The 13,977-nt window shown below is 50.4% G+C and carries 6 protein-coding genes; all 6 read right to left on the reverse strand.

Annotated elements, in window-relative coordinates:
* Positions 1-37 precede the first annotated feature (37 nt).
* The 6 genes from fabD to MKY97_RS25030 all read right to left on the reverse strand — a co-directional run bounded on the left by fabD (position 38) and on the right by MKY97_RS25030 (position 13,972).
* Positions 38-1,297 carry an ACP S-malonyltransferase gene (fabD, locus tag MKY97_RS25005; RefSeq protein ID WP_342552907.1) on the reverse strand — a complete coding sequence of 420 codons (1,260 nt, stop codon included), beginning with the start codon at positions 1,295-1,297 and terminating at the stop codon, positions 38-40.
* 29 nt (positions 1,298-1,326) lie between these two features.
* Complete coding sequence (locus MKY97_RS25010) at positions 1,327-2,352, reverse strand: HAD-IIIC family phosphatase (RefSeq protein ID WP_342552908.1); 1,026 nt, start codon at positions 2,350-2,352, stop codon at positions 1,327-1,329.
* Positions 2,349-3,506: an acyl-CoA dehydrogenase family protein gene (locus tag MKY97_RS25015; protein WP_342556452.1), complete on the reverse strand. Its 1,158-nt coding sequence runs from the start codon at positions 3,504-3,506 to the stop codon at positions 2,349-2,351. The genes MKY97_RS25010 and MKY97_RS25015 overlap by 4 nt, the downstream gene beginning before the upstream one ends.
* A gap of 53 nt (positions 3,507-3,559) precedes the next feature.
* Positions 3,560-3,862, reverse strand: coding sequence for a phosphopantetheine-binding protein (locus MKY97_RS25020; protein WP_342552909.1), 303 nt, complete (start codon positions 3,860-3,862; stop codon positions 3,560-3,562).
* A gap of 120 nt (positions 3,863-3,982) precedes the next feature.
* Positions 3,983-4,828, reverse strand: a complete 846-nt coding sequence (locus MKY97_RS25025) for a 3-hydroxyacyl-CoA dehydrogenase NAD-binding domain-containing protein (RefSeq protein WP_342552910.1) — start codon at positions 4,826-4,828, stop codon at positions 3,983-3,985.
* A 42-nt stretch (positions 4,829-4,870) separates the two neighbouring features.
* Entirely contained in the window at positions 4,871-13,972 is a 9,102-nt protein-coding gene (locus MKY97_RS25030; protein WP_342552911.1) for an SDR family NAD(P)-dependent oxidoreductase, read from the reverse strand.
* Between the last annotated feature and the right edge of the window lie 5 nt (positions 13,973-13,977).

Raw genomic sequence — 13,977 nt, forward strand, 5'->3', positions numbered from 1 at the left:
CGTGAGCATTTTCAGACACACCCTAGTTTGAATTCGTTTAAGCTGTAGTCACTTTATGATCGGTCCACAGATAATATTGTCCTGTTTCATCAAGGATCTGGTGGAACCAGTCCTCACGCTCCTCCTGATCCACCTGTTTCGTTTCAAAGATTGTCCCCAGCCATTCCAGAGACTGCTTCATTTGTTCTGTCGTTGGCGCGGTTTCGGCAGCCTCAAGTTCTTCCTGAAGCTGCTGGATCCGTTTGTAAGGTTCCACGACACCTTTCTGATACTCGTCCTGATTCCAATTGCGGTTCGGTGTAGCTACAGCAGCAGCCATACACTTGGTCACTACGGTCGGTCTTGGCCTGGATACAACTGCCTGCTCCAGCAGTGTCTTGAGCGCTTTTCTGTCCTCTTTCTGCCCATAAGCAAACGATTTCATGCCGAGTTTGTCCAACTCTACCAGCCCGCTCAGTACATTTTTGGGGCCAAGTTCAATGGTTAATGTCACCCCGTGTTTCTTCAGATACTGCATCGTCTGGGTCCATTTCACCGGCTCGGACAGCTGTCTTTGCAGTAATCCGGGAATGCGAGAAGCCTCGGTATATGGACTCGCTGTGACATTGGACACAACCGGCCATTTAAAAGGATGGAAACGGTAATCAGCGAGTGCAGCGCCAAGCTGCTCACCTGCAGACTCCATCAAGCGGCTGTGAAATGGCGCACTCATCATCAGCGGGGTTGTCTGTGCATCCTGCTCCAGCAAGATCGTTTCCACCTGTTCGATCGAGTCTTGATGACCCGAAATTGCATACTGACTCATGGCATTGTAACAAGAGATTGCAGACCAGGCTGTATCGGATGAAACCTGCTCACAAGCTTTACGAATCATCTCTTCGTTTGCCCCGTCAATAATCGTCATGGCCCCGTCGCTCTCTTCAGCGACCCGTTCGGTCAATTCCCCCCGCCGCTTCGTAATCCGAACCGCGTCACCAAATGCCATCGCCCCAGAGCAGGTCAGTGCTGCATATTCACCCAAACTGTGACCTGCACAAAATTGCGGGGTAATGCCAATCTCCTCCATGTATACTCGATATGCAGTCACACTTGCCGTAAGCAGCGCGGGCTGCATGTTTGACGGTTTATTCAGATCAAACAAACTGCCTTCGAAACTCATCTTGGCCAGATCTAAGCCGAGGATATCGCTGGCCTCTTCATAAGTTCGTCTCGCAATCTCAAATTGATCAAAGAAGTTTTTCATCATGCCTACATATTGGGAGCCTTGGCCAGGGAATAGAAATGCTATTTTTTCCATAAAAGGAACACCTCGCTTATAGGATTGGTTTATGCAGTGACTTCCAGGGATACATATGAAGGCTGATCCTGAATCACGCTCAGGTCGCTCTCAAACAGATAGAAATTATCCTTTTGCTCAATTTCCTGGAATCCGGCAAATTTATACGTAATCATCATGGTCCGGTTACGGTCTGTAGACACAAACTCGGCCTGCAGTCGAACCCCTGCATCCTTGGCCATGCGCATAACATGGTGGAGCAGCAGCGTGCCCGCGCCTCTCGACATGACCCGGCACGATACCAGCAGCAGCTTGAGCGTCCAAATCTCTTCGTTCAGCTCGAGCAGTGCCAGACCAATCTTCCCGTACGTACCATATTTATCTTCAAGCCCGGCAATGAGCAGTTTGTGGCGCGGCGAATAACGGAACTCGTCCAGTTCCTCATATGAATAGGTGTATCCGGTAGCGTTCAACTGGTGAGTTCGTACCGTCAGTTCCTCCGCACGCTGCAGATCTCCCTCCTTCACTTCCGAGATGGTAAAGATCATCCCGAGGGAAGCAAGAAACTCATCCTGCGTACCGTCGAAGGACTCTTCCTTCTCGTTGCGAACAATATCGTTCATATACATCTGACGGCGCAGTGCAGAATCCTCGGTAATAAAACGTGGATTCATCTCCTCCATCTGGGTGATCTCAAGGTAATGAAGTGCGTCTATGCACAGCACCTCCGGATGGGAGTACAGTACCTCCTCCCGCTCAAACGGCTGATCATCTATAAAGGCAATCGTGTCCATACCGATATTGATAGCCTCGACAATTGTTTTGACGGACCGGGATTTGGCATTCCAGTTAATCTGCGGATAGATGAAATATTCGCGCAGCCCAAACTGCTCGAGTTTAGCCATAGCGAGATCGTGCTCGTTACGGCTGGCGATCGATTGCAGAATTCCACGCGCATCAAGTGTGCGGATCACTTCGGCAATATTGTCCTTCAGCGTAACCTCTTCATCTTCCAGCAAAATTCCGTTCCAGATCGTATGGTCCAGGTCCCAAATGACACATTTGATTTTTTTCATGAATGTACAGCCTCCTCTTGTACGGATTGGTGGGTGCTTGCAGCATATGAAGCAATAACCATCTCATGCATCTGTGTCGTGCCTTCTATGATTTCGTTCACCCGGGCATCGCGGTAGAAGCGTTCAACCGGAGACTCGGTGCTGCAGCCTTTGGCCCCAAGAATCTGCACCGCCCGGTGCGCCGCCTTGTTGACCATGTCTGCTGCATGATATTTCGCTGTCCATGTCTCCATGATGGAATCGGGGTCCATCACCTCTTTTAAATATCCGGCCTGATAACACAGAAGCCGTGCTGCCTTGACTTCGACGATCATCTCGGTAAGCATCTTCTGAATCAGCTGATTATCCTGTAAAAGCACCCCGAACTGTTGGCGGCTGCCAGCATGGCTTAAGGAAGCCTCCAGACATGCCTGACCAAGCCCAACACAGCCCCATGCTACGGTATAACGTCCATAATCCAAACAGTGCAGCGCAACCATGGATACGCCCATTCCCGGCCGGCCTAACATGCTGTCTTTGGCGACCCGGCAGTCCTCCAGATGCAGCTCAGCCAGCATCGAACCTTTAACCCCCAGCATGCCCTGTATAGGCTGTACGCCAAATCCCGGGCTCTTCCGTTCAATCAGAAATGCCGTAGGTTTATCATTCACTTGGGCAAAGATCAGGAACACATCCGCTATGAGCCCCATCGTAATCCATTTCTTCCTGCCGTTCAGGCGGTAGTTATCCTCCTCCGGTTCGGCCTGCGTTTCAATGCTTTTCGCATCACTCCCGATACCCGGTTCACTAAGTCCAAAAGCGCCGAGAACCTCACCTGATGCCAGCCGCGGAAGCCAGTGGGAACGCATCTGTTCAGATCCAAATTTCAAAATGGCAATGGCAACCATACCATGCACGGTGAGCAGGCTTCGTACAGACGAACAGCCTCGTCCAATCTCCTCATTCAGCACACCAACTGATATCGGATCAAGACCCAGCCCGCCATATTCCTTCGGAATCATGGAGCCTAGATAACCTGAAGATTTCAACGATTCAATCACTTCAGGATGAAGCCTTTCTTCCCGATCATGAAAAGCCGCGTAGGGGATAACATACTGGTTCGTATATGAGGCAGCCTCCTGCTTACAGCGAAGCTGCTGCTCGTTCAATTCCATTTTCAACGCGCTAACCTCCTATTGGTGAAATATCGTTAGACAGCATATCGGAATCAGGAACTCACCATTTTGCTCTCGATCAGTTCCGTAATGGCATTAATCGATTTGAAGTTCTGCAGGTCCAAATCCTGATTGTCGACACGGATGGAGAATTCTTTTTCCAAAAACATCACGAGCTGCATGGCAAACAGGGAATTTACAAAACCCAGGGCAAAAATATCTTCATGATCTTGAAGCTCATGCTTTTTGAAAAAACGCCCTAAAAATTTGCGAACTTTACCTTTAACTTCTTCCATCTTAAGAACTTCACTTTTAACTTCTTCCATTTCGCGAACTTCATTTTTAACTTCTTTCATTCGGATAACTCCCTTTCTCTCATTCCATTTATTTTTGAAGCAAAGAAAACGACGATTTAATGGAGTCCATTCGTAATGGGTTATGCCATTAATAGTTCACAATGTGAATTCATCAGTGTATTAGTAACTGTAGAAGCCTTCTCCTGACTTTCTGCCTGTTCGGCCCGCATGCACCATCTTTCTGAGCAGCGGACAGCAGCGGAACTTGGGGTCCTGATAGCTTTCATACAGTACATCAAGCGAATCCATAACGGTATCCAGACCAATCAAGTCAGCCGTCTCCAGCGGTCCCATCGTATGTCCATAACATTTCACAAAAATATCATCCACTTCACGGGCAGATGCTACCTGATCCTGAAGCACAAAAGCGGCCTCATTCATAAATAGATGTGAAATACGGTTCGAAACAAAGCCCGGATAATCGTTGACCAAAATAGTCTCTTTGCCAATGGATGAGAGGAGTTCTGTCACCACTTCGATCGTCTGCTCGGATGTATCCATTCCCTTGATCACTTCAACAGCAGATTTAAGAGGTACCGGATTCATAAAATGAGTGCCGATGACCCGATCAGGCCGTTTCGTAAGTGCTGCAATTTTCGTAATGGAGATACAGGATGTGTTTACCAGGTAAATGCAATCCTCCTGGCAAATCGGATCAATCTGGACATACACCTCCTTTTTCACTTCCCATTGTTCATTTACATTTTCCACAATGATATCTGCTTCACGAAGCTCCTCCAGAGAAGTAGTTCGATGAATTCGCTCCAGAATAATTTCGGGGGCTTCAAGCCCCTCCACTTTTTTGAACAGCATCAGCATACGAATCTGGTTGTAGATTTCCTCTGCGGCTGTATCCAGCACTTCTTCGCTGATGTCCACCAAGATCACCTTATGCCCTGCTTGCGCAAAACTCTGTGCTACGCCGCGGCCCATTACACCCGCTCCGATAACTCCAATGGTTTTCATGTCTTGCCTCCTTATATGTCTGAAGAGAATGCCTCTTCGGAGTTAGAAATTAAAATCAAAATCAAGGGTATCTGTGTCTGTATTCGGGGTGATCTGCACATGTTTGCTGCTCTCCAGTTCGACCTCTCCCAGCTTCTGATCCGGATGCTGCAGTACCTGATGAAGCAGCTGCATGTAATCACGAAGCATCTTCTCGGCAGTTTCCCGCTTGAACAGCTTGGTACGGTATTCCAGGTTAAACTTCAGTTTGTCATGCTTCTGAATCACTTCAAGATAAACGTCATATCGGCTTTCAGAAGCCCCGAACTCGTACGGTGTTGTTGTAAACTTCCCTACGGTCACATCGACCGTACCCACATTTTGCAGCGCGAACATGGCGTCAAATAACGGGTTCCGATGAATATCCCTGTTCAGATTCAGTTTTCGTACCAGATCCTCAAACTGAAACTGCTGGTTTTCATATGATTTCAATGCACCTTCCCGTACTTCGGCAAGCAGCTCAAGAAATGTTTTATCCGCCTGCGGCTTCGTACGGATGGTTATGATGTTAATGAAAACACCCACTACATCTTCCAGATCGGCGTGTGATCGACCGGCGATCGGAGAGCCAACAACGATGTCATCCTGGGCCGCGTATTTCGCCAGCAGCACGTTATATGCAGCGAGCAGCAGCATAAACAGGGTCGTTCCTGTCCTCGAAGCCATACGTTCCAGTTCCAGAGTTAACGATTCACTGCCCATCACGACCACCTGATCCCCTTCAAACTCATTGGCAGCAGGGCGAACATAATCAGTAGGCAGATGAAGCTGCGGTATGGAATCCCTGTACAGGCTCAGCCAGTATTCTTCCTGCTTCTGCAAAGCCCCGGAGGATAAAAGCGTATTATGCCACTCGGAGAAATCTTTGTACTGTATAGAGAGAGGTTTCAACTCGCGCCCTTCATACAAATCAATAATTTCCTGCATAATGATGTCCATGGACATGCCGTCTGTGATGATGTGATGCATGTCAAAGAATACGGCATGTGTTCGTTCCGCAAGCTTGACCACCTCAAATCGGAAAAGCGGTGCCTGATCCAGTTCAAATGGCTTCACAAAACCAAGAAGTCTGTCCGTGAGTTCTTCCCGGGTACACTCGGAATATCCAACGCTGAAGTCCACATGATCCCATATCTTCTGGTAAGGGATACCATCCTGGATTTCGAACGACGTTCGGAATGCCTCGTGGCGCTTGATTAACTGTCGAATGATCCCTTCAAAAATGCCGTGCTCGAAGTCCCCCTCCATAATGGATGCCCTCGGAATGTTCGCGCTGGTGTTGGGGCCCTCCAGCCGGTCCAAAACAAGGAATCTCTTCTGAGCCGAAGACACCGGATAATAGGCTCGCTGCTCTACCGGGGTCAGGACAGGGATTGTCACGCCTGCAGCACCGGTATCCACTGCAGGACCGTACGTCTCTTCCAGATAAGCAGCCGATTCTGCAATGGTTGGATACATTAGAATTTCGGCTGTATTGACAAGCACTGATAAAGCTTTGGTGAGACTGTTCGCAATCTTGAGCCCAATGATCGAGTCTCCTCCCAGTTCATAAAAGTCATCGTATATGCCTAATTCAGTGACGCCGAGAGCGCGGCTCCAGACGCTTCCCAGTTTCATTTCCATCGCCGAGTACGTGCCGTCCGTTCTTCCCTGCAGATGCAGTTCCCCCTGCTCTTCCTTCCCGTAATCTGAATCTGCTCTGCGCCCCTGCTCAATGGCTTCACGAATATTATCCGAAAACAGCATCAGCGGCATATCATCCGATACATGCTGATAGATTGCCTCCCGGTTCAATTCTCCGATCAGGACCTGTGTAATATCCTTACGCATTGCCTCCTGCAGTCCCTGAATACCTCTCGCTGTGCTGATAGCCTTGAAGCCGCCGTCTGCATTGACATGGAAATCCTTAGCCATGCCTGTTTCTTTCCAGGCGGTCCAGTTCACCGTGAGAGTGGGAAGTCCTTCTTGTCTGCGCTGGGCAGCAAACGAATCCAGATAGGCATTCGCAGCTGTATAATCTCCCTGCCCGGGTTCACTAAAAAACGTGGTCGCCGTAGAGAACATCACAAAGAAGTCTGGTCGATCTGAACGTGTCAGCTGATCCAGACTCCATGTTCCCAGCACTTTAGGACGCATCACGCGTTCAAAAGCTGTCCGTTCCTTGTTCATGAGAAACCCTTCACCGGCTACACCTGCGCCGTGAATAATACCTGAAACCGGGCCATGCTGTTGTCTGACACTGCTGAGCACCGAAGCAAGCTGAATCGGATCTGCAATATCGGCACTGTAGAGTTGAACCTCTGTACCACGTGCCTCCATCTCCTGAATTCGTCCAATCTGAAGGGACAGCTTCTCGTTCTGTTCCGAAGACATCAGTTCTTTCCACATATGACGTTCAGGGAACTGAGATCGGTTGATCAGCACCAGTTTGATTTTCGCTGAAGACATGGAGAGTGCATCAGCCGTTTCCAGACCGATGCCTCCGGTTCCCCCTGTGATCAGGTACACACCACCTTCGCGCATCTGGACCGGCTGCTCTGGCAGCAGCGACATCGGCATTTCTCCCAATTCCTGAACATATCGGCGTCCGTTTCGATATGCAGCCAGATACAAGGTGTCCGGCTCACGGATCTCCTGAAGCCACTGCTCGATCGGTGTTTCGGAATCAATATCAACCGCCCTGCAGCGGAACTGATTCATTTCATGACAGATGGTTTTGCCAAGCCCCACCATTGGAGCGTATTCTGGATGGATATACGGTTCACTGCCCGTAACACGCTGGCTGCAGGTTGTCATCAGCACCAGATCAACCGGACGTTTGAAGTGAACCTTGGACATCTCTTTGGACAGGTAAAATAGACTGTACACACTTCGCTCAAGGGAGTCCTCCAGTCCATCCACTGTGCCTGTTTCTGAAATATCCATGGCAAAAAAATGAAGCAGCTGTGAGATTTTATACGGCTCTATCGCTCGTACAAGCCGCTCATAGTCCTCTTCGCATGGCCGGATTGTAAATTTTGCGTTGGACTGATTGGTATAGGAGTCACCCCGGTATACCCTGATAACGAGTCTGCCCTCCGCCTCCAGTCTGGCGGCAGCGGACGAAGCCGTGCCCTTTTCATCCATGAATATGACGACCGGCTCCGTTCCGCTTGCTTTTGTACCGGAAACCGGCCTGCTCATTTCTTTCCAAAGTGCGGCATAGTGCAGGGGAACCGCCTTGTCGTGACTGGACATGTCCGCCGAACGCTTGCGCTCGGGAATGTCGATCCAGCATCGTTTCCGCTCCAGCGGATACGATGGCAGGCTTACTTTGCGGATCAGCTCACCTGCATACAGGTCTGCCCAATTTGCATCTGCTCCCTGAACATAGAGATGAGCGATCTGTTTCAGCAAATACACGGATTCCCGTCCGTTTTGGACAAAGTTCTCAATAGCAGAACGTAATAATTGACTTAGGCCCGTTTTTTCTGACTCCGTCATATCACCTGCGGATCGTTCCTTCTTACTCTTGGGAACGATCCGATGCTCTCCAAATTCAAGTCCAGGTGCCGTGTCGGACCCAAAACGCGTTCTTGATGCCTGGACAAGCATGCTCAGCATGCTCTCGCCATCTGCAGCAGTAAAGGCCAGCCGGAATGAATAGTGGCCGCGGCCTGTGCTTGCCGTACTGCAAATGTCTGCAAGAGAACTTGAATGGCTGCGTTCAAACAGCTTTATATAATCATCCACCAATCGGCGCAATCCATCCTCCGAACGGGCAGATAATACCAGGAGATGAGGACCAGTTGCTTCGGGCATCACAGGTGCCGTTTTTGGCGGTTCTTCCAAAATGACATGGCAGTTGGTACCGCTGATGCCAAAGGCACTGACTCCGCACCGGCGCGGGCCGCTTTCCACCTTCCACTGCCGCAAGCGTGTATTTACATATACGGGTGAAGCATGAAAATCGATATTCCGGTTCGGACGGTTAAAATGGAGATTGGGCGGAATAATGCCATCCCTCACCGCCAGTGCTGCCTTAATCAGACTGATCATACCGGCAGCTTCCGAAGTATGTCCCAGATTCGTTTTGATCGATCCGATCGCGCAGAATTGACGCTTGTCCGTAAATTGCCGAAAGGCATTCTGAATCCCTTTAATCTCAATCGGGTCACCCAAGGCTGTTCCTGTACCATGCGTTTCCATGTATGTGATAGTCTCGGGTTGAATACCTGCCTGCTGCCAAGCTTTCGTTATTACTTCCTGCTGCGCTGCCGGATTCGGAGCCGTAATACCGGCTGAACTGCCGTCCTGATTCATGGCGCTTCCTTTGAGAACGGCATAGACTTGATCACCATCCGCCAATGCATCTTCCAGTCTCTTGAGCATCACAACCCCGATCCCCTCACCAAGACCTGCACCGTCAGACTCATCATCAAATGCACGTGTCTTACCGTCACCCGACTCCAGACCCTGGAGCATATTTTCATTCTTTTTGGTGATCGGCATCGTCGAAATCTTAATTCCTCCGACTGCAGCCATACGGCACTCGCCGCTCAGCAAAGCTCGTGAGGCAATATGGACCGCTGTAAGAGAGGACGAACAGGCCGTATCGACAAGCATGCTCGGTCCTTTCAGGTTTAATAGATAGGAAATGCGGGCAGGGATGATGGAAGGTGTATTGCCCACCACAGCATCAGGCAGCGCACCCAGATCTGTTTCATAGATAAATCGTGAATACATATCCACCGTGTTCGTTGAATATCCCAAGAAAACACCGGTATCCGACCCCGCAAGCTGCCCACCGCCATATCCCGCATCCTCAATAGCCCTCCAGACCGTCTCCAGAAAAAGGCGCTGGTTAGGGTCGGTCAAACTCGCTTCCTTCGGTGATAACTTGAAAAAGGAATAATCAAACAAGTCAATATCCTCAATAAAAGCACCTGCCTTGGAACCCAGCTCCGGGAGATCCAGTGCTGTATTTTGCAGATACCAGTCCAGGTCCTGCTGCCTCCGGTCCGGGAGAGGCCTTATATGATCAACCTTGCCCTGAATATGATCCCAGAATTCGGAAACATCGGTTGTGGAGGCAACATTCAGTGCCATGCCTACAATAGCCAGATCTCCCGGTTTCGTTGTAGTCAAGGCGTCCGATTTCATACTGCCCTTGGGTTCTGTATCTGCCTCCAAGGCAATGTCTACCTGCTCCTGCGGCGGCACAGCTTCTTCGATCTCCTCTGTCTCACCGTGTTCCTTGAAGATGAATTCAGCAAGCTTATGAATGGTCGAAAATTCAAATAAATCCGTTACGGCAAGAACACCCGGATATCGTTTGGATAGCCCTGCATGAATCCGGAGCAGCAGAATGGAGTCTGCACCCAGCTCAAAGAAATTTTCATAGACATCAATTTCATCAAAGCCCAGAACCTCTTTGCATACGCTGGCAACATGGCGTTCTGTCGCGGTGTACCCGCCCTCGCTTTTGCCTGACAATATGACTTCACCGCTGGATACGCCTCCCGCCTTCTTGGCCGATCTGGTTTTGGAGGCCGCGCGCTGCAAATATGCAGCCACGCTGCTGCTGAGTTCAGCGGATAAACGCACCTGCATTTTATCCAGCAGCCGCACACCGCCTCCGCTGAAATTCAGCTGCCCGATGAGCACTCTGCGAATAGAGGAGTTCATCGCCTGCTCCAGACCTGCAACAGCTTGAGCGGTGAGTATTGTTTTGAAGATTGTATCGGCAGTAAACCCTGCATCTACGGACATGCCTGTCTCTTTCCAGGTTGTCCAGTTCACCGTAAGTGTACGTTTTCCTCTTGCGCTGCGCTCATCAGCATAAGCGTCCATATAAGCATTGGCTGCCACATAGTCTGCTTGAGTCACACCGCTGAACATTGTGGCTACAGAAGAATACATGACAAAGAAATCCAGATCATCGTTACACGTAAGCTGATCCAGATTCCATGTTCCATCTATTTTGGATGCCAGCACTTCGGTAAACCGATCTTCACTTCGGTCCACCAGGAGCTGGTCTCCCCCAACACCTGCTCCGTGGATAATGCCATGGATCGCCCCATAACGTGTTCGTATATCACCGATCACATCTGCCATCGTGTTCTCGTCTGCAACATCAGCACTGTACCAGAATACTTCCGAACCCGCTGCTTCCAGTTCCGTAACGGCTGTGATGAAACGCCGAAGTTTCGATTGCCCCGGCTGATGCTGCACATCCTTCCAGCTTGTACGTTCGGGTATGGGAGTACGATTAACCAGCACCAGCCGGACTTTTGCCTTCGAAGCCAGGAAACGGGCCGTCTCCAGACCAATGCCGCCCCCGCCCCCGGTAATGAGGTATACGCCCTGTTCACGGATTGTTAGGGGAGCATCATGCTTCACGTCGATGCGGGTAAACTCTTCGGCGTATCGCCGTCCATTACGGTAAGCTGCCAGATGGTCCCCTGCCGAATCTGCTCCCAGGACATCCTCTAACCAAACGGCTGCAGTCGTTTCATGGTCCACATCAACCGATCGGAACGTTATGTCGGGATGCTCCCGGCTCAGCACCTTGCTCAGACTCAGATACGCGGCATGCTCCGGCAGCTGAATATGCTCGGTACCTGTAACACGATGGGCGTTCATCCCCACTAGTGTTATGCCTGTAATGGATGCGAACTTACTTCTCATGAGAGCCCGTACCAGGTAATACACACTGTATACACTTCTGCGCTGGCAGTCCCTTAATTCGTGAAGGGATTCAATACCGGATGCACGATGATGCTGTACCGCACTGCCAACATGAATGATGTGTTCCAGAGTCCTTCCCTGCAGGCTGGAGAACAGCCGATCGTAATCCGTTTCCTGGTCTCCCAGAACATACTGGCCGGACGCCTTTAGTTCATAAGAAGCACCTAAGGCAGCCCGGATTACGGCAGCTCCATTCTCTTCAAGTACAAGAGCGGCGGCGTCTCCCGCACCAGGTGTTCCCTCAATCAGCAGCACAGCGGACGGAAATTGAGTATCTCCGCCTTCCTGACGTCTGCGCTCAGCTGCCTTCCACTGCATCGTATAGTGAAACTCTTCCTCACTCGTTAAGGGCAGCGTTCCCTGTCCAAGACTTCTTCGATTGGAAGTCATCTCCTCCGGCAAATCAATCCAGCAGCGATGACGCTCAAAAGGATACACTGGCAGACTGACCCGTCTTGCACCAGTCTCGCTGTACATTTCTGACCAGTTCACGTCTGCTCCCCGAACATATAACGAGCCCAGTTCGAGCAGCTCCTTTTCATCTGCCGCCCCGGATCGAATCACCTCCTGCACCTGCTGCTGCACCTGCTGATCCAGTTTCCTCCGTGAAGCCTCTGTCATATCTCCGGCTTCAAGCTTCGCTTTGCTGGCAGGTACGATCTTATGCTCCCCGAAGTGGAACCATGGCTTATCCCCGCTCCAGCTCTCCCTGGACGAGAGTTCCCGCAGCTTCCATTCGAGGTCTGCAATACTGTCTGCGGCTACAGCTAACCGGAAATTATAATGTCCTCTGCCCGAACTCGCGGTATAACATATATCCTGCAGGTGACAGTCGGGTTCCTTTTTCTGAATGAAATTTTCATAGGCTGTGACAAGCTCACGTAAAGCCATCTCGGATTTTGCGGATAATACAAGCAGTCCGGAAAACCTATCCGAAGGTCCAGCAGCCGTCACACTCCCACTTGGCGCTTCCTCCAGGACCAGGTGACAGTTGGTACCGCTGAAGCCAAAACTGCTGACTGCGCAGCGCATAGGCTGCTCTGACGCTGTTTTCTCCCATTTACGAAGCCGTGTGTTTACATACACAGGTGAAGTTTTGAAGTCAATCTGTCCGTTTGGCCGATCAAAGTGAAGAGATGGCGGGATTTCACGATTTTTGATCACCAGTGCCGCCTTGATCAGACTTACCAGCCCAGCCGCTTCATAAGGATGACCTACGTTGGATTTTACTGTTCCAATGGGACAGAACTGTTTTTTGTCGGTATATTTCTGAAAAGCAAGCTCCAGCCCTTCCAATTCCAGCGGGTCGCCAAGCTTCGTTCCTGTGCCGTGCGTCTCAATATAGGAGAGGCTCTCCGGGTGAATACCGGCCTGATCCCACGCTCTGGATATAACGTCGGCCTGTGCCTCAGGATTGGGAGCCGTTATCCCGATGGAAGCCCCGTCCTGATTAATTGCACTGCCTTTGATTACAGCATAAATCTGGTCATGATCCTTCAGCGCTTTGCTGAGCGGTTTAAGAACGACGGCAGCCACACCTTCACTGATACCAGCCCCGTCCGAAGAATGATCGAAGGCTCTTGTCCGACCATCCGAGGCCTCAAGTCCTCCCCGGTAATATTCTGTATCCAGCGGCATGAGATTTACGCGCAGGCCCCCCGCAAGAGCCATGTCACAGTCTCCATTTAACAGCGATTGACAAGCCAAATGAACAGCTACCAAAGATGAAGAACAGGCTGTGTCGACGACCATCGAAGGACCTTTCAGATCAAGCAGGTACGAGATCCGGGCAGGCATCATAGCCGAAATGTTGCCAACGGCTGCATCGGACGTCAGATGAATGTCGATATCCTGAAGCATCCGCAGATAACTATCCTTGATATTACTCGCAAACCCCAGATATACACCCGTGCGGCTGCCTGCCAGACTTTTCCCGCCATAACCGGCATCCTCAAGAGCACTCCAGGCTGTCCGCAGGAACAACCTCTGAAAAGGGTCCATCAGCGCTGCGTCCCGGGGAGGAATCCGAAATAACTTGTAATCAAACTGATCAATTTCTTTCAGATAAGAGCCGCTGCTGAACTTGATGTGATCTCCGTATCCTGCATATTGAAGATAAGCTTCAATATTCTGACGACGCGAATCCGGGAAATTGGCAATGGAATCGCAGCGTCCCCGAATATTATCCCAGAACTCGTCAATCGTATCTGCTGAGGGAAGCATTGCCGAGATGCCTACAATGGCTATGCCTTCCGAATCCTTCCGTCTTCCTTCTGCTTTCAATCCCTTCAGCAGCTGGGCTGCTACCTGCTTGTCAATTTTACCTGCAGCCGCGTTCTCAATAATCATTCTTAACATTTGGCTGGTTTGGTTCATTAGCT

This window comes from Paenibacillus sp. FSL R7-0652 (assembly GCF_038595045.1).
GTDB lineage: Bacteria > Bacillota > Bacilli > Paenibacillales > Paenibacillaceae > Paenibacillus.